The sequence below is a fragment of the Hathewaya proteolytica DSM 3090 genome, assembly GCF_900142225.1.
Taxonomy (GTDB): domain Bacteria; phylum Bacillota; class Clostridia; order Clostridiales; family Clostridiaceae; genus Hathewaya; species Hathewaya proteolytica.
In genome coordinates this window covers 106,167-129,691 of the sequence record NZ_FRAD01000006.1, presented here as the reverse complement: position 1 = coordinate 129,691, position 23,525 = coordinate 106,167, and the positions used below count along the sequence as shown (strand labels likewise).

General features: G+C 33.5%; 24 protein-coding genes, 1 pseudogene and 1 other annotated feature. Of the genes and pseudogenes, 18 read left to right on the top strand and 7 right to left on the bottom strand.

What is annotated here, in order from left to right; genetic code table 11:
* The first annotated feature begins 257 nt into the window (after nucleotides 1–257).
* From BUA73_RS04400 to BUA73_RS04375, 7 genes and pseudogenes are all read left to right on the top strand, one after another.
* Nucleotides 258–863, top strand: a complete 606-nt coding sequence (locus BUA73_RS04400) for an HD domain-containing protein (RefSeq protein WP_072902792.1) — start codon at nucleotides 258–260, stop codon at nucleotides 861–863.
* A gap of 216 nt (nucleotides 864–1,079) precedes the next feature.
* Complete coding sequence (locus BUA73_RS04395; RefSeq protein WP_072902789.1) at nucleotides 1,080–1,775, top strand: flavodoxin family protein; 696 nt, start codon at nucleotides 1,080–1,082, stop codon at nucleotides 1,773–1,775.
* A 377-nt stretch (nucleotides 1,776–2,152) separates the two neighbouring features.
* The gene (locus BUA73_RS04385; protein ID WP_072902784.1) at nucleotides 2,153–2,857 is read left to right on the top strand and encodes a DUF4351 domain-containing protein; all 705 of its coding nucleotides are present in this window, start codon (nucleotides 2,153–2,155) and stop codon (nucleotides 2,855–2,857) included.
* A gap of 88 nt (nucleotides 2,858–2,945) precedes the next feature.
* Nucleotides 2,946–3,017: pseudogene (locus BUA73_RS14540) on the top strand (MBL fold metallo-hydrolase); the annotation flags it as partial.
* Between the two features lie 69 nt (nucleotides 3,018–3,086).
* Nucleotides 3,087–3,638, top strand: a complete 552-nt coding sequence (locus tag BUA73_RS04380) for a GNAT family N-acetyltransferase (RefSeq protein WP_072902782.1) — start codon at nucleotides 3,087–3,089, stop codon at nucleotides 3,636–3,638.
* A gap of 52 nt (nucleotides 3,639–3,690) precedes the next feature.
* Nucleotides 3,691–3,828 carry a VOC family protein gene (locus tag BUA73_RS13870; protein WP_143146971.1) on the top strand — a complete coding sequence of 46 codons (138 nt, stop codon included), beginning with the start codon at nucleotides 3,691–3,693 and terminating at the stop codon, nucleotides 3,826–3,828.
* 136 nt (nucleotides 3,829–3,964) lie between these two features.
* Entirely contained in the window at nucleotides 3,965–4,765 is an 801-nt protein-coding gene (locus BUA73_RS04375; RefSeq protein WP_072902779.1) for a TspO/MBR family protein, read from the top strand.
* A 64-nt stretch (nucleotides 4,766–4,829) separates the two neighbouring features.
* On the opposite strand, the gene BUA73_RS04370 is transcribed toward BUA73_RS04375, so the two are convergent.
* On the bottom strand, nucleotides 4,830–5,315 hold the full coding sequence (locus BUA73_RS04370) for a ferritin family protein (protein WP_072902776.1): 486 nt from the start codon (nucleotides 5,313–5,315) through the stop codon (nucleotides 4,830–4,832).
* A gap of 137 nt (nucleotides 5,316–5,452) precedes the next feature.
* Between BUA73_RS04370 and BUA73_RS04365 the strand changes: the two genes are divergently transcribed.
* The 3 genes from BUA73_RS04365 (at nucleotide 5,453) to BUA73_RS04355 (ending at nucleotide 7,765) form a co-directional block, all read left to right on the top strand.
* The gene (locus BUA73_RS04365) at nucleotides 5,453–5,938 is read left to right on the top strand and encodes a radical SAM protein (protein ID WP_072902773.1); all 486 of its coding nucleotides are present in this window, start codon (nucleotides 5,453–5,455) and stop codon (nucleotides 5,936–5,938) included.
* 194 nt (nucleotides 5,939–6,132) lie between these two features.
* The gene (locus BUA73_RS04360; RefSeq protein ID WP_207649859.1) at nucleotides 6,133–6,993 is read left to right on the top strand and encodes an AraC family transcriptional regulator; all 861 of its coding nucleotides are present in this window, start codon (nucleotides 6,133–6,135) and stop codon (nucleotides 6,991–6,993) included.
* Between the two features lie 103 nt (nucleotides 6,994–7,096).
* Nucleotides 7,097–7,765 carry a hypothetical protein gene (locus BUA73_RS04355; protein WP_072902771.1) on the top strand — a complete coding sequence of 223 codons (669 nt, stop codon included), beginning with the start codon at nucleotides 7,097–7,099 and terminating at the stop codon, nucleotides 7,763–7,765.
* Nucleotides 7,766–7,848: 83 nt separating this feature from the next.
* On the opposite strand, the gene BUA73_RS04350 is transcribed toward BUA73_RS04355, so the two are convergent.
* The 5 genes from BUA73_RS04350 to rbr all read right to left on the bottom strand — a co-directional run bounded on the left by BUA73_RS04350 (nucleotide 7,849) and on the right by rbr (nucleotide 11,544).
* Nucleotides 7,849–8,412: a biotin transporter BioY gene (locus BUA73_RS04350; protein ID WP_072902769.1), complete on the bottom strand. Its 564-nt coding sequence runs from the start codon at nucleotides 8,410–8,412 to the stop codon at nucleotides 7,849–7,851.
* 21 nt (nucleotides 8,413–8,433) lie between these two features.
* A complete protein-coding gene (locus BUA73_RS14225) occupies nucleotides 8,434–9,405 on the bottom strand; it encodes a biotin--[acetyl-CoA-carboxylase] ligase (RefSeq protein WP_278319401.1) in 972 nt (323 codons plus the stop codon).
* A gap of 173 nt (nucleotides 9,406–9,578) precedes the next feature.
* On the bottom strand, nucleotides 9,579–10,277 hold the full coding sequence (locus BUA73_RS04340) for a zf-HC2 domain-containing protein (RefSeq protein ID WP_072902764.1): 699 nt from the start codon (nucleotides 10,275–10,277) through the stop codon (nucleotides 9,579–9,581).
* On the bottom strand, nucleotides 10,274–10,750 hold the full coding sequence (locus BUA73_RS04335) for an RNA polymerase sigma factor (RefSeq protein WP_072902762.1): 477 nt from the start codon (nucleotides 10,748–10,750) through the stop codon (nucleotides 10,274–10,276). Before BUA73_RS04335 ends, BUA73_RS04340 begins: the two co-directional genes overlap by 4 nt.
* Before the next feature lie 206 nt (nucleotides 10,751–10,956).
* Entirely contained in the window at nucleotides 10,957–11,544 is a 588-nt protein-coding gene (rbr, locus tag BUA73_RS04330) for a rubrerythrin (protein ID WP_072902760.1), read from the bottom strand.
* Between the two features lie 171 nt (nucleotides 11,545–11,715).
* Nucleotides 11,716–11,956: a binding site (T-box leader), on the top strand.
* 85 nt (nucleotides 11,957–12,041) lie between these two features.
* On the opposite strand from rbr, the gene thrS reads away from it, so the two are divergent.
* Both thrS and aspS read left to right on the top strand, forming a co-directional pair.
* The gene (thrS, locus tag BUA73_RS04325) at nucleotides 12,042–13,973 is read left to right on the top strand and encodes a threonine--tRNA ligase (protein WP_072902758.1); all 1,932 of its coding nucleotides are present in this window, start codon (nucleotides 12,042–12,044) and stop codon (nucleotides 13,971–13,973) included.
* Nucleotides 13,974–14,123: 150 nt separating this feature from the next.
* Nucleotides 14,124–15,881: an aspartate--tRNA ligase gene (gene aspS, locus BUA73_RS04320; RefSeq protein WP_072902756.1), complete on the top strand. Its 1,758-nt coding sequence runs from the start codon at nucleotides 14,124–14,126 to the stop codon at nucleotides 15,879–15,881.
* A 109-nt stretch (nucleotides 15,882–15,990) separates the two neighbouring features.
* On the opposite strand, the gene BUA73_RS04315 is transcribed toward aspS, so the two are convergent.
* Nucleotides 15,991–17,379, bottom strand: coding sequence for a L,D-transpeptidase family protein (locus BUA73_RS04315; protein WP_072902753.1), 1,389 nt, complete (start codon nucleotides 17,377–17,379; stop codon nucleotides 15,991–15,993).
* Between the two features lie 174 nt (nucleotides 17,380–17,553).
* Here BUA73_RS04315 and BUA73_RS04310 point away from each other — a divergent pair, with 174 nt between their 5' ends.
* From BUA73_RS04310 to BUA73_RS04285, 6 genes are all read left to right on the top strand, one after another.
* Nucleotides 17,554–18,588 carry a DmpA family aminopeptidase gene (locus BUA73_RS04310; RefSeq protein WP_072902751.1) on the top strand — a complete coding sequence of 345 codons (1,035 nt, stop codon included), beginning with the start codon at nucleotides 17,554–17,556 and terminating at the stop codon, nucleotides 18,586–18,588.
* Nucleotides 18,589–18,842: 254 nt separating this feature from the next.
* A complete protein-coding gene (locus BUA73_RS04305) occupies nucleotides 18,843–20,048 on the top strand; it encodes an AI-2E family transporter (protein ID WP_084672045.1) in 1,206 nt (401 codons plus the stop codon).
* Nucleotides 20,049–20,143: 95 nt separating this feature from the next.
* Nucleotides 20,144–20,434, top strand: a complete 291-nt coding sequence (locus BUA73_RS04300; protein WP_072902748.1) for a hypothetical protein — start codon at nucleotides 20,144–20,146, stop codon at nucleotides 20,432–20,434.
* 54 nt (nucleotides 20,435–20,488) lie between these two features.
* Nucleotides 20,489–21,148 (top strand): VTT domain-containing protein, encoded by a 660-nt coding sequence (locus BUA73_RS04295; protein WP_072902746.1) that lies wholly within the window; start codon nucleotides 20,489–20,491, stop codon nucleotides 21,146–21,148.
* An 80-nt stretch (nucleotides 21,149–21,228) separates the two neighbouring features.
* The gene (locus BUA73_RS04290) at nucleotides 21,229–21,816 is read left to right on the top strand and encodes a hypothetical protein (RefSeq protein WP_072902744.1); all 588 of its coding nucleotides are present in this window, start codon (nucleotides 21,229–21,231) and stop codon (nucleotides 21,814–21,816) included.
* A gap of 40 nt (nucleotides 21,817–21,856) precedes the next feature.
* On the top strand, nucleotides 21,857–23,509 hold the full coding sequence (locus BUA73_RS04285) for a glutamine--tRNA ligase/YqeY domain fusion protein (RefSeq protein WP_072902742.1): 1,653 nt from the start codon (nucleotides 21,857–21,859) through the stop codon (nucleotides 23,507–23,509).
* Nucleotides 23,510–23,525: the final 16 nt, after the last annotated feature.

The following is a 23,525-nucleotide window of genomic DNA, read 5'->3' as shown; positions in this document are numbered from 1 at the left end:
GAATACAGATTTATATAATAACTATATAAATTTCAGATTATAGGAGGCAACTAACATGGATTTTCAAATTAGAGAATGCATAATACAATGCTTGCGGAGTTCGTTTGGTTTCTGGAGCAACAAGAACCGAAGCTCATGAGTTTTATCGCCATTGTGGATATAGTGGAGATAAGAAACAGGTCAACTTTAAAAAGTTATTTGAATGAATAAAATAGGAAAAATAAGCAAGCTAATTTTGAATCTAGGGGGATGAATACATGAAGAATTATTGTGAATATGGAGTACCTACAAGAGAGGAAGCAATGGTATTTCTAAAGGAAGCAGAAAAATTAAATCCAGGTCCATGGGTAGAGCATTCTTTATATGTAGCTGAGGCAGCTAAATTAATAGCAGAGCGGGTAGAAGGTTTAGATTCAGAAGTGGCATATATTTTAGGCCTTTTACATGATATTGGCAGACGATATGGGGTAACTAACGAGAGACATAGTTTTGATGGATATAAATTTGCTATGGAAAATGGTTATGACTTATGGGCAAGAATCTGTATGACACATGGCTACTTATGTAAGAATGTTGATGATGTATGTGGAAAAAAAGATTGTACAGAGGAGGAGCGCAATATTATGAAAGAGTACTTGGACAATATAGAATTTTCAACATATGATAAATTGATTCAAATGTGTGATTCCTTAGCTTTACCATCGGGATTTTGCATATTAGAAAAGAGAATGATAGACGTTGTAATGAGGTATGGGTTTAATGAATTTACATTAGAAAAGTGGAAGATAACATTTGAGATACAGAGCTTTTTTGAGGAGAAAATAGGAGTTTTAATTTATGATATTTTGCCAAATGTAAGATAAATATTTTATGGAGAAAAAATATGATATATAGGAGGCAACTAACATGGATTTTCAAATTAGAGAATGCATAATACAATGCTTGCGGAGTTCGTTTGGTTTCTGGAGCAACAAGAATCGAAGCTCATGAGTTTTACCGCCATTGTTGATATAGTGGAGATAAGAAACAGGTTAACTTTAAAAAGTTATTTGAATGAATAAAATAGGGGAGATGTCAATGTGAATATCATTGTGATAAATGGAACAGAAGTAAGAGGATGTACTTATCATATAAAAGAAAGTTTTTTAGAAGTTTTGCGTGGTAAAAATGAAGTAAAGGAATTTTACTTGCCAAAGGATCTACCACATTTTTGTTGTGGGTGTAAAAATTGCTTTTTAAAAGGTGAAGAATTTTGTCCACATGCTGAGTATGTTAAGCCAATATGGAATGCTATTTTAGAGGCTGATTTGCTAATTTTCGCTTCTCCCGTTTATGCTTTAAGGACTACAGCGCAGATGAAAACTTTACTTGATCATTTGTGTGTTCATTGGATGGTACACAGGCCTGAAGAAAAAATGTTTAACAAGAAAGCTGTAATTTTGACCAATGCTATTGGCATTTTTAATGGTGGAGCCCAGAAAGACATTGCTACCAGCTTATCATGGATGGGCATATCTCATATTAAAAAGTTAGGAATACCATTACTTGAGGGCATTATTTGGAATGATTTAAGTGACAAGCGTAAAAATATTATCATAAATAAAACTAAAAAGCTTGCTAAAAAATATAAAAAAATTTGTATGCCTCACAGGAATATAATCGTTAAAATGAAATTCTTAATTTGCAAAGGTATGCATAAATACGCTGCAAAAAATGAGAAAAACTTATCGGTGGACAATCAGCATTGGGTTAATAAAGGTTGGATAAAAATTTAGGGAAAATATTAAAACATAACAGAGGAGAAGAAAATAATGGACAGAAGTGAAAAAGTAATATTAACAAATATGTGCATGGTATATGATGAAAATGGATATGTATTAGTGCAAGATAGAGTGGACAAGGAGTATACTGGTATAACGTTTCCAGGTTGACTAATAATTTTAAAGGGGAACTTAAATCATCGGATGAAGGACAAGTATACTGGGTGAAGATGAGTGAATTAATGGATTTAAAACTTGCTGAAGGAATGGACAAGATGTTACAGGTATTTAATAATGATGACATAGCAGAATATTATTTTTATAAGGAAAATGATCAGTGGATGGAAATGCTGAAATAATAAAATGGAGGCAGAATTTAGGTTTATGGAGGGGTGGGTGATACTTTTACACATTTTGAGTTTCAGACAACTGATAAAGGAAAAACTGATTTGAGAAGATTTAGGGCATATGAAGCTTTACTAAGTCATCAAACTGGAAAAGAAGTTGTTACATATGTTGTTTATTCGGGTAATATAAAGAGTACAGATGGCATTCTGAAAACAGGAATAAATGAGTATAAAGTTAATTCCATATCTATGGCAGATATGGATGGAGATAAGATATACAGCGATATTCTATTAAAAATAGAATTGGGTGAAAAGATTACAAAGCAAGATATTATATCTCTAACATTTACACCGATTATGGGTGGAAATACTGAAATAGCAGATAAGATAATCAATGCCATAAAAATAGTGAAGAATGTGTATAGTGAATATAAGTATGATGTAGAATCAATATTATATGCGTTTGCTAGTAAATTTTTAAGTGGAAGAGCGTTAAATAAAGTAAAGGAGGAATTGAAATTGACTGAGCTTGGAAAAAGTTTAATTCAAGAGGGAAAGGAAAAAGGAAGAGCAGAAGGAAGAGCAGAAGGTAAAACAGAAATATTAATTAAAATGCTTATTAAAAAGTTTAAAAAGTTACCTGATGAATACAGAGAAAAAATAAAAGCATTACCAGAAGAGACTCTAGATGTTATTGCAATGGATATTTTTGATTTAGAATCTATAGAGCAATTGAACAGATACTTTTAGAGTAATTCATATTAAAAGCTAGCTTAAAGTAGTAAACTAGCTTTTTGTGAATAGGGAATGAGCATTTTTATTGAATATGAAATGAATTCCAGACGATTTCTCTCATGAGCAAAGTCTCGTTTTTGATACAACAAAAGGATTGGTGATTTTTAATAGTTGCAGGAAATTGTGTTCATCAATTAAGTACGGGATTGGTTATGGAGTTTTAAAATAAAGGAGTGAGAATTTTATGGATATTATAATTGATATTTCAAAGACGGTTTTGGAAACGGATAGGCTTATTTTACGTGCTTGGAAAGAAAGTGATTTAAATGATTTTTTCGAGTATGCATCTGTGGAAGGTGTGGGTGAGATGGCGGGGTGGCCACATCACAGCTCTATAGAAGTTTCAAAGAAAATATTAAAGGCTTTCATGGATGGTAAGAATGTATTTGCTATTGTGTATAAGGAGAATGGTAAGGTCATAGGATCCTTGGGGATGCATGAATCATGGGCAAATGATGAGGTGGAATATAAGGAGCTTAAACTAAAACAAATTGGTTATGTACTTTCAAAAGATTATTGGGGTAAGGGGCTAATGCCTGAGGCAGTAAAGGAATTAATAAATTTCTGCTTTAATAAATGTGGAGTAGAGGCATTAACCATTGGGCACTTTTTGCATAACAATCAATCAAAGAGAGTTATCGAAAAGTGTGGCTTCAAATTTGTAAAGCAGAGCAAATATGTGACAGAACAAGGTGAACGAGACATTGAAGATATGAAGTATATTTTATATCCTTAAAGAGAAATTTTAAGGTTTAATATTATAAATAGGAATTTGGCGGTGAGAAAATATGAAATTAAAAAATATTTTGATTGTTGTTAAGGACATTGAGAGATCAAAACAGTTTTATCACGATATGTTTGGCTTGGAAAAGGTGCTTGATAGTGGCGGTAATTGCAAGAATTGTACAAGAGTCATTAAATTCTAAAAAGTATTTGAATATTCAATATGAATGTATTAAAATAAATTTAAGGGTAAGGCTTATAAGGGTTTACTAAATAGTATATTTTTTAAAACGTATAAGGAAAACATGGATAATAATGTGAGATAAAAAGGAGGGCATTATGGAGAGAACAAAAAAAGCTTGGATTAATGTGATATTTTTCGCAATTACTTTAGTTATTAATACTTTAGGAGCCTTTGGGATAATAAATGGGATGTCACAAAAGGAAGTTTCGGATATGTACCTGACGCCTATTACACCAAGCCCGTCTACATTTAGCATTTGGAGCATTATATATTTATTATTACTAGCTTCATTGGTTTTTATGATAATTAAAAAGGAGGATCCTTATTATAACAAAGCTGTTGATGAAATTACGATTCTTTTTAGGATCTCATGTATTCTTAATATTGCATGGATAGTTACTTTTTCTTATGTCCAGCTAGGATTGTCTGTTATCTTTATAATAGGTTTTTTGATTTCCTTGCTATTGATTTGTCGAAAAGTTGCAAGTTTACACAACGGCAATCGTTGGCTCTTGCCTTTGAGTTTTGGAATATACACAGGTTGGTTAGTTATAGCGACCTTTGTGAATATAGCGGCATCACTTGTAAAGATAAATTGGAATGGATTTGGATTTAGTGAAGAATTTAGAGCTATTGTAATGCTTATAGTAGCAGTGTTAGTAGTAATTCTATTGCTAAGGAGAAATAAAAATGCTGTATTGCCACTTCCCGTTGCGTGGGCATATTTTGGTATTTATCAGCAATTGAATTCTGGAGAAGGTTTGGAAGGAAAATTTATGCTTTTAAAAATTGTAGCTCTTAGTGGCATGGTAGTTTTAATAGGAGCCGCTGCAATCCAGCTTTATCTAAATAAATTTAAATTACTACCTTATGTTTCAGATAGCGAAAACCGGTAAAATAAGCCTAGTAGAGCGCTTTTAATGCTTTACTAGGCTTTTTAGTTGTATTTTGTGTAGATAATTAAGCTATTTCTTCAAGAAGTTTTGAAAAGTAGTTTACATGTTCTTTTTCTTCTTCGATTATGATATTGAACATTTCTTTAACTTCATTAGAAAGAATACCTTTGTACATGTTTGTATATAGCTCTACTGTAAGCTTTTCTGAGTTAAGCGCACTTTCAACGGCGGATCTTAAATTATCAAAGGCATTTTCAGGTACATCATTTTTCTTAAAGGCTTTATTTTCAATTAACTTTCTCAAATACTCACTTACTTCAGCATCATAAAGGTAGTCGGAGTTCAAATCATTCTCCGTTTTATTAGAGTAATCATTAAAAAGTTTTTCAAATTTTTCTTTGTGCATAAGCTCTTGACCAGCTGCCATGGTTAAAAAATCTTTAACTTTACCAGAGGTGTGTTTTGCACCATTCAAATAAAAATTGCGTCCTTCCTCTTCGGTTAAAATTGCAATTTTCAGCATTTCAAGTATACTAAAATTAGTTGACATATTATTCCCCATCCTTTCTTGTAATCACCTGTTAAGTAAATGATACATTATAAGAGAATAATTATCAATGAAGTATTTTAAGAATCTGAAGAGATGAAGTATATTTTATATTATTAAGAGAAAAGGGGATAAGGGATATGAAATACTTACAAATTAAAACTTTATATATAGAGGTTACCCATGCATGTAATCAACATTGCAAACACTGCTATTTAGATGGGGGAATTCATAATAAAGTGGCAGAAATGTCCACTGAGCAGATTAAAAAGATATTAAAAGAATTTAAGGAGCAAGGTGGAAGATATATTATTTTAACGGGTGGAGAGCCCATAATGAGAAAGGATATATTTGAAATCATGGATTATATTGAGGAATTGGAGATTCCTTTTAATTTCGCATCCAATGGATTGGCTATGTCTCAGGAAAAATTGAAAAAATTAGCAACTCAATGTACTTTTGGCAAAGCTTATGAAAGTCTTAAAATACCTAAAGATAAAAAACTAATGAATTACATTGAATTATTGCGCAAGGCTGAAGAAGCTACACTAAAAGAGGCGGAAACTTCTATAGTAGAGTTTGATGAGACGGTGGACAAGTATATAAGAGTGTTTTCGCAAAAATAGGTGTTGCTGTGAAGCAAAAGAAGTGGTTGATACTATATTAAAAAAAGTAAAGTTGAGGTAAATAAAATGAATATCAGGAAAAATGGTTTTTCTTTAGATGAAAATCCTAGTTAACTTTATTGTGCAGAAAAAGTTGAGAATAAAAATTTAGTCGATACTATAATTGTATTGTAACGAGGGGAGTGTGGTTCAATTTGAAGGACTGGTTGGAGAAGATGAATGACGCACTTAATTATATAGAGGACAATTTGGATGGTAATATTGATATGGGACAGGTTGCTAGACAGGCTTGTTGTTCCAGTTTCAATTTTCAACGTATGTTTTCCTTTATAACGGATATTCCTATTGGGGAGTATATAAGAAGGCGGCGCCTATCTATGGCGGCCATGGAGCTTTTGGAGTCCAAAGGGAAAATTATAGATGTGGCTATGAGGTATGGCTATGATTCACCAGGATCATTTACAAGAGCTTTTTATGCTGTTCATGGAGTAAATCCCAGTGATGTAAGAAAACCAGGAGTTAAAATCAAAGCATACCCTCCAATATCATTTCAAATATCAATTAAAGGAGTGGAATCAATGAATTATCGTATTGAAGAGTTTGGAGAAATTCGTCTTGTAGGGTACAAGGAAAGAATGGATATGAAAAATGGTGAGAATTTTAAGAGAATACCAAAATTCTGGAATGAAATATGTGAATCTGGCAAATGTGAAGCTATGATTAGGTACAATGATAATAAAAATCTATGTTGCATGGGCGTATGTGCCCATGGAGATGAAGAGGGATTTGATTATTATATAGCTACAGGTTCAAGTAAAGAAGTCCCTGAAGACATGTGTGAACTTATAGTTACTGCCAGTACGTATGTAATTTTTGAGTGTATAGGAAAACTTCCAGAGGGTCAGCAGAATGTATGGAAGAGAATTTTTACAGAGTGGTTTCCAAAATCTAACTATAAAATAGCAGACGGTCCGCAGATGGAGTGGTATTCAGAGGGGGATATGGCTTCGGAAGATTACAAAAGTGAGATATGGATACCAGTAGATAAAAAATAATACACAATATATTAATTAAATGTTGCAATATATTAACTAAATGTTATAATGATATTAACAAATAGTGACTAAGGGAATAATGTCTAGGGGGAGGCGATCTTCTTTGGGGAAAAAATTTAAGATGATAGCTTTGGGTGTGACAGCAGTTTTATGTGTGACTATGGTAGTCATATATTTTAGTCGCCCAGTGGCGGAGATAAAGGAAATTAATAATTTAAATGATCCAATATGTATAGAGCAGATGAAGAATAAGAATCTATTTGATATTCAATATGATGGCGATTACCAAAAAAACAATGAACTTTGGAAATATTATGACGTTGTAAATAAAAAACCAGGACAGAAAAATGTTAAATTTAGTTCTTGTATGTATACGCCAAAGGAACTAATAGAAAATAATATTCTAGAAGACCCAAGAAGTCAGGGCTTTTATGAAGATCCTCAGCATAACAATGAGTATAACTACTGGAGTCTAATTCTAGAAGATGCAAGCGATATAACTAAAAGTTGGGGTATACCGCATTCTTTTAAGGTTAAGGAATCTTTAACTGAAGAGCAGCGAAATATATTAAGTAAGTATAAAGATATACTTTATATTGAGATGTATATTGATAAGTACTTATTTTATTTAAAAATTGGACCAGAAAAACAATATGAAATCATAACCAAAGAAGAGTTGGTGAAAAATGTTCATTATACTGAAAAAAGATCATTGGTTTATAATATAAAAAAAGAGGATAACCCCAAGGTAAGAATAAAGTATATCAACTAATAAAGTCAAGGTGTATGTCGGTGATGGCATATACCTTGATTTTATTGATTTACCTTTTAGGCTATTACAGTAATCTACTTTTATTATGCTGCAATTTTATCTCTAAGCTTTGGTATAAGTTTTTTTGCAATAAATGCTGTAAAGAAACAAAAGAAAATATCGCTCCAGATGGTCATTAAAACGCAGCTGGTAATGAGGGCTTTAAAGCCAATAACAGTGCCAGATACATATTTCATTATAAAGTAAAAATATACTGTTCCACAGATATATACAATAGATGTACCAGCAAAATTTGCAATAACAAGACGAAGGTATGAAGGTTTTGTTTCAGCTCTAGATATGGTACCTATTGTGAATGTCGATAAGACAAAGCCAATCATATAACCAAAAGTAGGCTTTAAAACATAACCAATACCACCGCCACTGGTGAATATGGGGATACCTGCAAGACCGATGAAGAGATATATGAGTACGCTTAGGGAACCCAGTTTGTTTCCAAGAAGAAACCCAGCTAGCATGGTAAACATAAATTGCAAACTAAAAGGCACACCTGTAGGAAAAGGAATTTTAATAAAAGCTCCAATGGCAATTAATGCTGTGAACATACCACAAAGTGCCATATTTTTTGTGCTTAATACTTTTTTCATAATGAAAACCTCCACATTATATTATAGTTTTATACTAATTTCACCGCAATTAAGCTTTAACTTATTTCCATCATTAGTAAGTGCAACAAGGCTGAAATCATCACATATTTCTAAGGCTTTGGCAGGTACAGAGCCATTGTTGGTGATAATATCTATATCCTTACCAAGAAAGCTACAGTATTTTATGTAAGAGGAAAGATATTTTTTATCTGTGAGTTCCATGTAATATAACCAAAAATTTTCTAGAATACAAGCCACAAGTCGACTTCGTATATCACTAGCGCAATTTTCAGATAGTGAACAAGCAATTTTTGATAACTCATCAGGGAATCCTTCTTGGGGAGCCTTTACGTTGATGCCAATGCCTAAAACCACATAATCCAGTGTTCCAATTTCGCAATTAAAAGCAGATTCTGTTAGTATGCCACATACCTTTTTATTTTTATAGAAAATATCATTAACCCATTTTATAGAGACTTTTTTGTTCATAACACTTTCAATAGCATTGCACACAGCCACAGCTGCAGCTGTGGTAATACAAAGTGATTCATCAGCTTTAATATGGGGCCTTAAGATTAGGCTCATATAAATTCCAGTGTTGCCAGGTGAAAAAAAGTTTCTATTAAGTCTACCTCGTCCTTTAGTTTGTTCCTCTGCAATTACTACAGTGCCTTCACATGCACCGTTAGAAGCTAGATCTTTTGCATAATCATTAGTAGATTCCAAGGTTTTAAAACATTGAATTTCAAAGAGATTTTTATCTACGGTGAAATAAGGTTTTATACTCTCAGAAGAGAGAATATCGCATTCATGGCAAAGGCAGTAGCCCATATTGCTTTTACTTGAGATTTTATAGCCTTCTTCCTTCAAAGTATTGATGGCTTTCCATACAGCGGCACGGGTGACATTTAGCTTGTGGCATATGATCTTACTAGATACATATTCACCCTTGTTCTTTTCTAATAAATCTAGAGTTGCTTGTTTTACGCTTATTTTAATACACCTCCTTTATATAATTAAAAAAAAATAATTAAAATATTTTATATAATATATAATACACCACTTACAAGAGAATGTAAACCTAAATTTTAGAAAGGTAAACAATTATTAAGCAAAATACTTTAAATAAAAAATCCCAACAACTGAAGGGTTGAAGGGATTTTTATTTATTCCTGATTTTGCATGAGTTCTATGAGCCCATTGGAATCATCAGTATAACTGTAGATATTGTCATAGGCTAGCAGTATTTTATATTTCACGTTTTCTTCTGTTTTATAGATTTTCATAGAATGTTTCTGAGAATAATCATGATAAAGGATTATATCGTAACCGGTATATTTGTATTTTGACTCTACTTCGTTGAAGTTATCGTTAAATATAGGGCGCTTTACACTCTCTATGAAAGAAGGGAAAACTTCATTAGTATGTGAAGCTAGGTCATATAAATGCAGATTATTCGTATTATTTTTTTCAACAGTGTTAACTATGGCAAATTTATTACATTCATCAAATGCTTTTACCATTCTTTCTACATAGGCAGTATCACTAAAAAATACTTTATACACGGTGACGGCAAAAAGAATAATTATGAAAACACAAATTATAATAGACTTTATACTACACGGTTCTCGTTTTCGCTTTATTTGCTTTTTTAATATTCTTAAGGCTTCTGCTGGATCGGCATTTTCTTTTAAATCTAAACCTAATGATGGATAATCTATGTTATAACTAATGTCTTCTAATACTTTGCTACAGCTAATACAGCCTTTAAGATGTTCTTCGACCATGAGCTTTGTCTCTTCGCTACATACTTCATCATGATATAGAGGAAGCAAGTCCCTAATAATTTCACATGAATCTTTCATTTCAATTTCTCCTTTATTTTCAATTTTGCTCTATAAAAAGTCACCCTGGCCCAACTTTCTGTTTTATTGAATATTATAGCTATTTCACTGAAAGATAACTCTCCAAAGATTCTCAGTGAAAATACTTCCTTATATGGTTCTTCAATTTCATGAAGCATCTTTTGTATCTCAAAAGCAGATTGTCGGCGTATAAATGCATCTTCTATAGAGTTATTATCATCGGCATAATTTAATGATTCCGAGTCAGTATATAATTTTTCACGGTTATAATATGAAAAGTAAGTATTCTTTGCAATCTGACATAGCCAAACGGATAACTTGCATTGGCCTTTAAAAGTATCTATGTTTTTCATAACTTTAAAAAAAGTTTCTTGTGTTATGTCCTCAGAAATTGAGGAATCTCTACATAAGGAAAAAATAAAATTGTAAATATTAAGAAAATATTCTTCGTATATCTTATCGAAATCTAACACTACTTCACCTCACTCTCTCATATGTATGACTAATGAAAATAGAATTCGTTACATACATTTTAACATTTTTTTCTCTTAGTTATAAGGTATAATTCATTATTATGAGTAAAAAGCTGTGTTGGACTTCTCAGTGGTGGGGCAATAATAGAACAGGCTACCACACTAGCATTTTTTATGTTAATGTGGTAGCCCATTTAAAAGAAAGGTTATTCAAATTGTGATTTTTCAAAAACCATAAAATACCCTTTAGGATATTTGCATACGGGACATGTTGCTGGAGCTTCCGTGGATTCTAAAATAAAGCCGCAGTTTGAACAAATCCATTTAACTTCAGTGGTTTTTTTGAAAAGTGTGTTGTTTTCAAGCTCTTCAGCATACCTGGCAAATCGTTGGCTATGCACGTTTTCTATGGATCCAATTCTATCATATAGGTCAGCGATGGCATCGAATCCTTCTTCTCTTGCAACATTAGCGAAGTTTTTGTAGATATCTGCATATTCGTCATTTTCATTTTTAGCTGCTGATTTTAATAAGGGTAGAGTTGTAGTCTCTACTTCAGCAGGGTAGCCAGCTGAGATATCAATGTTTTGTCCTGAAAATTGTTTTAGTGCTTTCATAAATTCCCAGGCATGGGCTCTTTCTTGGTCAGCTGTGTATGTAAAAAGTTGTTGTAAGATTGGGTAGTTTTCTTTTTTGGCTACATCAGCGGCAAAGGTATATCTGTTTCTTGCTTGGCTCTCTCCTGCAAAGGAGCGCATAAGGTTCTCTTTTGTTTTACTGTCTTTTAGATCCATAATTTAAATTCCTCCTAAGTTTTATCAAATTAAAATTTACATCATGCTGACTATATCATTTGCAAAGTTATAAAAAATATGCTATTTTTGCTCTTTACAATGATAATTTACTGTGATAATATATCTTTAAGCTTAAGTTATTAATAACCATGGTAAGAATAACTGAATATATTTACAGCTATGATAGGAAGAGTATTATAAAAACAGTCTTTAGAGAGGAAATATGATGCGCTGAAAGTATTTCTAGATATGTTTATAAGAAAACTAACCTGGAGCTATGGTTTAGTAATGATGTGATATATATTTTGCATTGTGAAATGCCATCGGGAATACCGTTATTAAAATGAGAAGAATTGAATTGTTTGTATGATTCAATTTGGGTGGAACCACGGATATTACATTCGTCCCAGTGCGGGATGGATGTTTTTTTATTTTTAAAATTATGATGCGGAGCATCAATGTAAATAGGTAAAGTATAGATATAGGAGGAAAAAGTTATGATAAAAATAAGATTAAAAGACAATTCTGTAAGAGAAGTAGAAGATAATATAACTGTATATGAATTAGCAAAGTCTATCAGCAATAGTCTTGCAAAGAACGCCATTGTAGGTGAAGTAAATGGTTCTCTTGTGGATTTATCTCATAAATTACATGACGGGGACGAAGTTAGCATTATAAAAGCAGAAGATGAGGAAGGGCTTCAAGTTATAAGACACTCATCATCGCATATCCTTGCACAGGCTGTAAAGAGAGTATTTGGAGAAGGATGTAAACTTGCCATAGGACCATCTATTGCAAATGGATATTATTACGATTTTGATATGGAAAAACCTTTTACGGAAGAGGATCTTGCAAAAATTGAAGCTGAGATGAACAAGATCATTGGCGAGGATTTAGCTTTTGAGAGGGTTGACCTTCCAAGAGAAGATGCTATAAAGTTCATGACTGAAAAGGAAGAGCCTTATAAATTAGAGTTGATTAGAGATCTTCCAGAGGGTGAACATATTTCAATGTATAGACAGGGGGATTTCACTGATCTTTGCAGAGGACCACATATCCCATCTACAAAGTACCTTAAGGCATTTAAACTTCTAAGTGTTGCTGGTGCTTACTGGAGAGGAAATGAAAAGAATAAAATGCTTCAGAGAATATACGGTACAGCTTTTGCTAGCAAAAAGGAGCTGGATAAATACTTGCACAATCTTGAAGAAGCAAAAAAGAGAGACCATAGAAAACTTGGTAAGGAACTTAAATTATATACATTTATGGATGAAGGCCCTGGATTCCCATTCTTCTTGCCTAGAGGTGTAGAGCTGAAAAATACTTTAGTTGATTTTTGGAGACAGGTTCATAAGGCAAATGATTATGTAGAAATTGAAACTCCAATAATGTTAAATAAAAAATTGTGGGAGACTTCAGGTCACTGGTATCACTACAAGGAAAACATGTACACATCCATTATAGATGAGGAAGAATTTGCATTAAAACCAATGAATTGCCCAGGTGGTATGCTTGTATACAAATCAGAAGCACATTCATATAGGGATTTACCTCTTAGAATGGCTGAGCTTGGAAGAGTCCACAGACATGAGCTTTCCGGTGCATTACACGGTCTTATGAGAGTAAGAGCATTTACTCAAGATGATGCCCATATATTCATGTTGCCAGAGCAAATAAAATCTGAGATAAAGGGCGTTATCTCAATTATCGACGAAGTTTACTCTAAATTCGGTTTCAAGTACAATGTAGAACTTTCTACAAGACCAGAGGATTCTATGGGTTCTGATGAGGAATGGGAAATGGCTGAGAGCTCACTGAAGGCAGCTTTAGATGAAATTGGCATGTCATATAAAATTAATGCAGGAGATGGAGCCTTCTATGGTCCAAAGATAGACTTCCATCTTGAGGATAGCTTAGGGAGAACATGGCAGTGTGGTACTATACAGCTTGACTTCCAACTTCCACAGAGATTCGATTTAAATTATATCGGTGCTGATAGCGAAAAGCATAGACCAATAGTAATTCACAGAGTTGTCTTAGGAAGTATAGAGAGATTTATTGGTATCATAACTGAACATTTTGCTGGTAAATTCCCAGTTTGGCTTTCGCCAGTTCAGGCTATAGTGCTACCTATATCAAATAAATTCAATGAATACGGTGAAAAAGTTGTAGAAGAATTAAAGAAAAATAACATTAAAGTTCAATTTGACGGAAGAGACGAAAAAATTGGTTACAAGATAAGAGAAGCTAGAAACGAAAGAATACCATATATCATCGTTGTGGGCGAAAAAGAAGAAAGCGAAGGAGCTATTTCACTTAGAAGCAGACAAAAGGGTGATGAGGGTATTGTAAGCCTTCAGAAGTTCATATCAAGAATAAGAGAAGAAATAGATACAAAGGCAATGCCAGTTATGGATTCAGAAGAATAATATATAAGCGAGACTTTGCATAGAAATGTGAGGTCTCGTTTTTGAAAGGTCGTGATGTTATGAGGCATAGAGACGATGCCTGTCTAGATTGTGGCATAATGGTGTTTTTCCAAAGTAAATATAAAATTAATTGAGAAAAGAGGAAAAAATATGATTCAGTCTAGAACACATAATTGTGACGAATTAAGAATAAATGATGTTGGTAAATCGGTAACTTTGGTTGGCTGGTATGAAAATATGAGAAAAGTAAGCAAAAATCTTGGCTTTGCTATTATAAGGGATTTTTACGGAAAGACTCAGTTAGTTATTGACAATGAAGAAATGATGGCAAAATTTGATGAAATAAACTTTGAGTCTACTATTTCTATTATGGGCGAAGTGAGAGAGCGTTCTAGTAAGAATGAAGAAATGTCCACTGGAGATATAGAGGTTCTACCAAGTGAAATTTCCGTATTGGGAAAATGTAGGTACAATGAACTGCCTTTTGAGATCAATCACTCAAAAGAAGCGGATGAGAATGCAAGGCTTAAGTATAGATATCTTGATCTTCGAAATCCTGAAGTAAAGGAAAAGATAGTTATAAGATCTAAGGTTATATCTGAAATACGAAACAGCATGACTGAAAGAGGATTTCTGGAGATAACTACGCCTATTCTTACAGCATCTTCTCCAGAAGGGGCTAGGGATTATCTTGTGCCATCAAGAAAGTATCCAGGTAAGTTTTATGCATTGCCACAGGCACCACAGCAGTTTAAACAACTTCTTATGACTTCAGGGTTTGATAGATATTTTCAAATCGCACCATGTTTTAGAGATGAAGATGCTCGCGCTGATCGCTCACCAGGGGAATTTTATCAGCTAGATATGGAAATGGCTTTTGCATCTCAAGAAGATGTATTTAATGTGATAGAAGAAGTTTTACCGCCTGTCTTTGAAAAATTCGGAAAGTATAAAACAGCATCTGCTGCGCCGTTTAAAAGGATATCGTATAATGAGGCCATGGAACGCTATGGTTCTGATAAGCCAGATCTTAGAATTAATCTAGAAGTTCAGGATGCAACAAAGTGTATGGGAAATTGTGGCTTCGACAAGTTCCAAGATTGTATTGTAAAAGCAGTGGTGATAAGTGACTTTAAGGAATCTAGAAAATTTATAGATAAGGTCTGCGAAGAAATAAAGGTCCAATCTTCAAAGGACATGTACTGGTTTAAAGTAAATGAAAACAATGAATTTACTGGAGGTATATCAAAGTTTCTTCAAAGTAATAAGGAAGAGATCATAGAAGCACTGAATCTAAAGAGCGGAGATTTTATAGCAATCACTGCAGCACAGAAAAGGCGAGAAGTACAGAAGGCAGCAGGGGTAATTTTGAAGAGTTTTGGACATAAATTAGAACAATGCTTAGATGCTGAAAAATATGAATTCTGTTGGATTGTGGATTTTCCTATGTACGAAATAGGAGAGGAGTCTAACAAGTTAGAGTTCTGTCACAATCCATTCTCTATGCCTCAAGGTGGTATGGAAGCATTGGAAACTATGGAACCACTAGAAATGTGTGCATATCAGTATGATCTTGTGTGCAATGGCATAGAACTATCTTCAGGAGCAGTGAGAAATCACGATCCTGAAATCATGGTGAAGGCTTTCCAAATAGTTGGACTTGATGAATGCGCTGTAAAAGAAAAATTCCCAGCATTATTTAATGCATTTTGCTATGGAGCGCCACCACATGCAGGTATAGCTCCTGGCATAGATCGTATTGTAATGATGCTCAGCGGTGATGAAAGCATTCGTGAAATCATACCATTCCCAATGAATAAAAATGCACAGGATCTTATGATGGGAGCACCTTCTTTTGTAGAAACTACGCAATTGGATGATGTTCATATAAAGTTAAAGGAAAAATAGATGTAATAGTAGGCATGCTATTGCTCACGATAAATAGTTGTAGCAAAAGAAAAATAGGCTGTAAGTCAAAGGACTTACAGCCTATTTTAACTTCTTTAAAACTGGTAATCTATTTATAGCATACAACAGGAGTGCCAGCTTGTACATTTTCATAAACCGCTTGTGCCAGTTCATAAGGAGAATTTACACAGCCATGAGAACCGCCGTTTTTATATATTTGTCCACCAAACTCTTTTCTCCAAGAAGCATCGTGTATACCAATGCCACCATTGAATGGAACCCAGAATGTAACAGGTGCCGCATAATTTTCGCCTTTTAATACGGTATCTTTTTGTTTGTACGTTACCCTATAGATTCCTTCAGGAGTTATGGTCTTTGTATTTTCGTTGCCAGTAACTACGTGCCCAGTAGCTATCATGTTGCCATTTTTGTACACCCACATCTGCTGATTTGTGATGTCTATTTCTACGTAAGAATTTCCTATTTCGTTGGCATCGAGAAAAGGAGTAGTTTGAGCATAAACAGGTTTTCTGTTAAGTGTTTTGCCTTCTTTTATTGCTTGTACTATTGCCTTGCGTTCTTCACTTCTGTTTATAGCCCATCCATAGTTTCCACCATGAATTCGCTTGTCTTGTCCTGTCGAGGTGATGAAGTTTCTAGAGATGCCAATGGTATTATAATTATAGGCAAGCTTGTCTATATATGCTTTAATTTTGCCCTCATTTAGTGACACATTTAGCTCTTCATCTATAGCAATAAATTCTCCAATTACAGAGGAATCTATGACTTCTTTATGTCCTCTTAGATCATAGGTTATGGAAGATTGCATATACTTGTCTATTGTATTTTTTGCATCTGTAACCTCTTTGGACTTTGAAGTATACTTTGGATTTTCGTAGGAATTAGCTTGGTCTAAATTTAAACTTGTTGAATTATTAGATATAGAAGTTATTATTGCTTTAGTCAATTTATCTTTATTGACCTTATTTCCCATGACTTCAGGTACAACTTCAAAATTATTGTTATTTAGTTTTATACTAGCATTAACCGGATCAATGATTTTGTCACTGTGAAAAAAAATTAAGTTATCAATGCGTTGTTTTAGTAAACTATCATCGTAAGAGGTGTTCAAAGCTACTGTATATTGCTTTTTTAAGAAGATACCTTTAAAAATATTAAAGGGGTTCTGAGAGGTGTTCAAGTTTTTTATTTCATTGCTGTGATTATACTTAAGGTTAATATCTTGTGATGAAATAGTATCACTTATACCGTCTCTTCCCTTTATGTTAAGAGTGTAGCTGCTTGATATTTTTTCAATATCTCTATTGACTTCATCTACGGTTTTTCCCGATGCATCAACTCCATTGATGATGGTAGAAAAATAGAAATGATTGTTGAAATACCCCACGAAGTAAGCATATACCGCTGCCAGTATAGCTATTACGAATATTGTAGAAACTATATAAATGTTCTTCTTTCTTTTTGTCCGTGTCCTCATTAAAAATATGCCCCCAAATTAACTTATTATTATATAATATATATCACTTGTTGCTGTTTTTTTCAACCCCTGTAAGCCCTTTTTTGGCTATAAATAGATTACAAAAGGGTTAACATTGTAAAGTGTGATATAATTAAACTACATATAATTATACATATAATGTGGAGGTTGGAGATGAAGAACCAAAAGAGGATAAGAGATTATGGCATCAATGTTGGATGCATGAAAACTGGAAAATTAAATTCTATAACCGATGTAGAAGGTGTAAAAGTAGGTCACGTTACTATTAAAAATGAAAATATTATGACAGGTGTTACTGCAATTTTGCCTCATGAAGGTAATATATTTAGAGAAAAGGTTATGGCATCTTCTTGTGTTATAAATGGCTTTGGAAAAACTACAGGTCTTGTACAATTAGAGGAGTTAGGAAATTTGGAAACTCCTATAATTCTCACTAACACCCTAAGTGTTGGCACATGCTATACAGGTCTTGTAAAATATATGTTAAATGAAAATGAAGATATAGGAAAGACTACAGGCACAGTAAATCCAATTATTTGTGAGTGCAATGATGGCTTTTTAAATGATATAAGAAGCTTATGTGTAAAAGAAGAACATGTTGCCATGGCCATTGAAAATGCAAATACGGAATTCGAAGAAGGCAATGTAGGTGCTGGCTCTGGCATGTCTTGTTATAAATTAAAGGGTGGCATAGGAACTGCCTCAAGGAAATTCGGTGACCATGAAGATTATACTATGGGAGCTCTTGTAATGAGCAATACGGGACATATTAATGATTTTATTATAGATGGTAATAAAAAAGGTAAGGAAATTCTTGAAAGAATCAATGAAGACAAGATGCCAGATAAGGGCTCTATCATTATTATACTGGCAACAGATGCACCATTTAGTGAGAGACAATTAAAACGCTTGTGCAAAAGAGCTACAGTGGGACTTGCAAGAACTGGATCATACATTCACAATGGCAGTGGAGATATTGTTATTGGTTTTACCACTGCAAATAGAATAAATCATTATGAAAAAAATGAAGTTGTGAAACTAACAATGTATAATGAGGATAAAATCGACGAGGCATTTAGAGCTGTGGGGGAATCTGTTGAGGAAGCAATATTAAATTCCATGGTTACTAGTGAAAGTGTCGTAGGACGTGATGGACATGAGAGAAAAAGCTTAAAAGAGTTTATGTAAAAAATAGGGGGACAAGTATGCCATGGTGTAATATTCTTGTTCTTATGTTATTCTCCACATTCTTTTTTGTAGCAGGAGTATTTGTAGCAAAAAAATCTGAGGTTATGGAGAAGAACCAATTTATGTGAAGGCAGGAGAAGTTCTTTCTCCTGCCTTTACAATATTTTTATATGGAAGTTCATAGTAAAGGAAATAACTTTATGCTATAATAAGTGATAAATAATTGCAAATTAAATAAAGTGAGATGAGTGGATATGTTTCTAAATAAATTTAAGGATAATAAGTACACAGAAGTGGTTTTACTAAGCTCTATAGCTTTATTCATCGTTATAATTTGCTCTGTGATTTTTATAAGAGTCATTGACAATTATGATTCATGGTTTAGCATTATAGGAGAAATATTTTCTATTATAGCACCTTTTATATATGCGGTGATAATTGCATACATTATAAATCCGGTTATGAAATTTTTTGAGAAAAAATGCAAGCTGAAAAGAACACTTAGTGTAGCAATTACATATATTTTTATAGTATCAATTTTGGGGATTTTCATGGTTTACCTTGTGCCTAAGATTGCCAATAGTGCTGTAGATTTTGTAAAGCATATACCGGAGTTTGCGGAAACAGCAGAGGGATGGGTAAACGATATCGGAGCAAATCCTAAAATTCAAAAGATTATTACATCACTGGATATTAATTTCGATACTAACGCCATTATAGGAAAGGTAAGTGAAATTGCTCAGGGGCTTGCCAATTCTATTATAAATAGTCTTGTTTTGTTTACAAAGTCTTTTATAAAGTGGGTATTTGGTTTTTTAGTTTCTATATATATTGTTTGCGATAAAGAACAGTTAATATATATGGCAAAAAGATTTATTGTAAAAATATTTAAAATGAAAAAAGGTAGGATGATAATAGAAGTTGGAAGTAACCTAAACAAAATGATTGGGACTTATATCGGCATTAAGGCTATAGACTCCATGATTATTGGCCTTATAGCATTTGTAGGTCTTACCATCTTAAAAAGCGAGTACTCTATATTAATTGCGGTAATCGTTGCCATAACCAATATGATCCCTTATTTTGGGCCTTTTATCGGCATGGTGGTGTGCTTCCTTATAAATGTATTCTTCAGTCCCGCTAAAGCTGTATTTACCGTGATTTTTTTGTTTTTTGTACAGCAGTTCGATGCTTGGTATTTAGATCCAAAGCTTATTGGTGGAAAGGTTGGCATGAGTCCTCTTTGTGTTATATTTGCGGTGACAGTTGGGGGTGGAATATACGGCATGATTGGTATGGTGCTTGCTGTGCCAATAATGGCTGTCATACGACTTTATATCAACAAATCTCTTAAAAGAGGAAGAGCTGAATATATGGAGCCGGAAGTAATACGATACTCTAAAAGTGAAGAGGAACAAAAGAAGGACACAGTAAAAAATGATATAAAAGATAAAAACTAATTAAATTACTGCAATGAATGTATTAATATAGTGAAAAATGAGGTATAATTATAGGTATAATGAATAATATAAAATAACGATGCAGGGGTGATTTTATGAGTAAAAAGAGCAAGTTTTTAGTAGGTGGAGCAATACTAGCTGGAGTAGGAGCAATTGCAGCTGTTGTAACTCGTGAAATTAAGAAAAAAGTATCTGAAAGACAGAATGTAGTTGAGCACGAAGAGGACACACAGGATGAACATATGTACAAAATTCAGTGTGATAGCAAGGAGTGCCATAACAACGAATGTTTTGGATATGACAGCGAAGAATACAACTGTCAGGAAGAAAAAAAGACAATTGTAGAAGATGAAAAAGACGGCTACAGTGATTACTCTGAGAACTAGACTAAATCAGCAGTTCATTTAAGATGAACTGCTTTTTTTGAGAAAGGTATTAAGATGGATTTTATAGAAGATATTATGGAAGTTATGAAGTATTTAGATAAATACCTTGCCATATTGGTGGGGTTACTTGGATACAAAATATACATTATTATGTTTGTTATTGTTTTTATGGAATCAGCATTTATTGTGACTCCTTTTCTTCCGGGAAATTCACTGCTTTTTATAGCGGGATCCTTGGCTTGTGTTGGAGAAATTAATATATTTATATTGGTGGCAGCACTGACCATAGCTTCCACTTTAGGTGGTCTGATAAATTATGGTATTAGCATGACTCTTGGAAACAAGCTTTTAAATTGGAGTTTTTTTAAGAAGATAATCAAGGATGGGTATATAAGTAAAACAAAAGAATTCTACGACTCAAAGGGTGGAAAAATGTTGATTTTATCGAAGTTTGTGCCAGTGGTGAGGACTTTTAGCCCATTTCTCGCGGGTTTGTCAAAGATGAACTTTTTTAAGTTTTCCCTTTACAATGTTGCTAGTAGCCTTATATGGATTGTCGCTGTGAGCTTTTTAGGATACCTTTTTGGAAATGTAGATATTGTAAGGTATAACTACAGTACAGCTATGCTTATAATTTTTTGTATATACATTTTAGCTGGCATAATAAACTTTGTTATAAAAAGATTTAAAAAGAACAAATTAAAAAAGCAATGATAAACAAGGTGAATAAAAATTAAAACATTATCCCCATAACAATCATACTATATAATAGAATAATAATATGTGAGGTTGTTATGGCGGTATTAAGAAATTTTTCTGTACCATATGACAAGGATATAGAGAAGTATTTGAGAAGAGGAACATATTTAGGCGTAGGACACAATGGCATAGTTTATTCTTTGAAAAATAATCGTATCATAAAAATTTTTAATGATGAGTCCTTGTGCAGAAAGGAATACTATATTTTAAAGAGAACACAGGGGAGTAAGTATTTCCCTAAGGTGTATAAGGCAGGTAATCATTATATTGTGAGGGAAATGGTGCATGGTAAGCGTTTAGACAAATATCTCAAAGATAACAAGTTAAGCATTGAAATAGCTGATGCTTTGCTAGAGCTTTTGTGGGAGTTTAAAAGGCTTAGATTTACAAGGCTGGATATACGGTGCAAGGATATATATGTTTGCGAAAACAATGAACTTAGAATCATAGATCCAAAGAATAACTACAGCAAGTATGTGGATTATCCTAGACATTTAATGAAAGGTCTCAACAGTAGTGACAATTTAGATATTTTCTTTGAAAGGGCAGAAAAAAGAAATAAATATGTGTACAGGATGTGGAGAGAAAAATTTGACAGGTACCTGCGAGAGGGTATAAAATAATAGTTTGTAGTAGTTAAAACTGATAAAGTGAGGGAATACCATGGATGAAATAAATGAGACATCTAATTTTATAAAAAACATAATAAAAGAAGACTTAGCTAGTGGAAAGCATGGTGAAATAATAACTAGATTTCCACCGGAGCCTAATGGATACCTTCATATAGGCCACGCTAAATCCATAGTTCTTAATTTTGGCCTAGCACAGGAATTTAAGGGTAAAACTAACCTTCGTTTTGATGACACTAACCCTACAAAAGAAGATACAGAATATGTTGAATCTATTAAAGAAGATGTAAAATGGTTAGGCTATGAGTGGAATAATCTATACTTTGCTTCTGAATACTTTAAAACTATGTATGAGAAGGCTGTGCTTTTAATAAAAAAGGGTGAAGCCTATGTATGTGATTTGAGTGGGGAAGAGATAAGGCAGTATAGAGGCACTTTGACTGAGCCGGGCAAGGAAAGTCCATACAGAAATAGAACTGTAGAGGAAAACCTTGATTTATTTGAAAGAATGAAAAATGGTGAATTCAAAGATGGAGAAAAAGTTCTTCGCGCTAAAATAGATATGGCATCACCAAATATAAACTTTAGAGATCCTATTTTATATAGAATAGCTCATGCAGAACACCACAACACTGGAAGTCAGTGGTGCATATACCCAATGTACGATTTCGCCCATCCACTAGAGGATGCCATAGAGGGCATAACTCATTCTATCTGTACTTTAGAGTTTGAAGATCATAGACCTCTTTACGATTGGATTGTAAGAGAGTGCGAGATGGAACACACTCCAAGACAGATTGAGTTTGCAAGGTTAAATATCACAAATACAGTGATGAGCAAGAGAAAACTTAAATTACTTGTGGATGAAAAGATAGTAGACGGATGGGATGATCCTCGCATGCCTACCATAGCTGGTCTTAGAAGAAGGGGCTACACTCCAGAGGCCATAAGAAATTTTTGCAGAGAGATTGGTGTTGCAAAGGCGTCTAGTACTGTAGATAGTCAGATGTTAGAGCATTTCATAAGGGAAGACCTTAAAGGAAAAGCAGCAAGGGTCATGGGAATCATGGATCCTGTAAAACTTGTAATAACCAATTATCCGGAAAATGAAACTGAAATGATAACCATAGAAAATAACTCAGATAATCCTGATATGGGAGAAAGACAAGTCCCATTTTCAAGGGAACTTTACATTGAAAGAGATGATTTCATGGAGGAGCCTGTGAAAAAGTATTTTAGATTGTTCCCAGGCAATGAAGTGAGATTAAAGGGAGCTTATTTTGTAAAGTGCACTGACTTTGTAAAGGATGAAAATGGAAACGTAACTGAAGTTCACTGTACCTACGACCCAGAGACAAAAAGCGGAAGTGGATTTACAGGGCGAAAAGTTAAATCTACTATTCACTGGGTGGAAGCTAGTACAGCGGTACCTACTGAATTAAGATTGTATGAACCATTGATCCTTGAGGGAGAAAATAAATCAGATAACTTTTTAGATGAAATAAATCCAGATTCTCTAAAGGTAAGCACTGGATTTGTAGAACCTTTCGTGAAACAGGCTTCAAAGGGTGATAAGTTTCAGTTCGTAAGGCAGGGATATTTTGTAGTGGACACAAAGGATACCACAGATGATAGGCTTGTGTTCAACAGAATTGTATCTCTAAAGAGTTCATTTAAAATGGGATAACTTTTAACTGAAAGCT

Coding starts and splice junctions, on each gene's coding strand:
- BUA73_RS04285 (WP_072902742.1), top strand. CDS start 21,857: ATGGATGAAATAAATGAGACATCTAATTTTATAAAAAACATAATAAAA.
- BUA73_RS04340 (WP_072902764.1), bottom strand. CDS start 10,277: ATGAAAGATTCATGTGAAATTATTAGGGACTTGCTTCCTCTATATCAT.
- BUA73_RS04350 (WP_072902769.1), bottom strand. CDS start 8,412: ATGAAAAAAGTATTAAGCACAAAAAATATGGCACTTTGTGGTATGTTC.
- BUA73_RS04295 (WP_072902746.1), top strand. CDS start 20,489: ATGGATTTTATAGAAGATATTATGGAAGTTATGAAGTATTTAGATAAA.
- BUA73_RS04380 (WP_072902782.1), top strand. CDS start 3,087: ATGGATATTATAATTGATATTTCAAAGACGGTTTTGGAAACGGATAGG.
- BUA73_RS04300 (WP_072902748.1), top strand. CDS start 20,144: ATGAGTAAAAAGAGCAAGTTTTTAGTAGGTGGAGCAATACTAGCTGGA.
- BUA73_RS04400 (WP_072902792.1), top strand. CDS start 258: ATGAAGAATTATTGTGAATATGGAGTACCTACAAGAGAGGAAGCAATG.
- BUA73_RS13870 (WP_143146971.1), top strand. CDS start 3,691: ATGAAATTAAAAAATATTTTGATTGTTGTTAAGGACATTGAGAGATCA.
- BUA73_RS04305 (WP_084672045.1), top strand. CDS start 18,843: ATGTTTCTAAATAAATTTAAGGATAATAAGTACACAGAAGTGGTTTTA.
- aspS (WP_072902756.1), top strand. CDS start 14,124: ATGATTCAGTCTAGAACACATAATTGTGACGAATTAAGAATAAATGAT.
- rbr (WP_072902760.1), bottom strand. CDS start 11,544: ATGGATCTAAAAGACAGTAAAACAAAAGAGAACCTTATGCGCTCCTTT.
- BUA73_RS04310 (WP_072902751.1), top strand. CDS start 17,554: ATGAAGAACCAAAAGAGGATAAGAGATTATGGCATCAATGTTGGATGC.
- BUA73_RS04315 (WP_072902753.1), bottom strand. CDS start 17,379: ATGAGGACACGGACAAAAAGAAAGAAGAACATTTATATAGTTTCTACA.
- thrS (WP_072902758.1), top strand. CDS start 12,042: ATGATAAAAATAAGATTAAAAGACAATTCTGTAAGAGAAGTAGAAGAT.
- BUA73_RS04365 (WP_072902773.1), top strand. CDS start 5,453: ATGAAATACTTACAAATTAAAACTTTATATATAGAGGTTACCCATGCA.
- BUA73_RS04290 (WP_072902744.1), top strand. CDS start 21,229: ATGGCGGTATTAAGAAATTTTTCTGTACCATATGACAAGGATATAGAG.
- BUA73_RS04370 (WP_072902776.1), bottom strand. CDS start 5,315: ATGTCAACTAATTTTAGTATACTTGAAATGCTGAAAATTGCAATTTTA.
- BUA73_RS04375 (WP_072902779.1), top strand. CDS start 3,965: ATGGAGAGAACAAAAAAAGCTTGGATTAATGTGATATTTTTCGCAATT.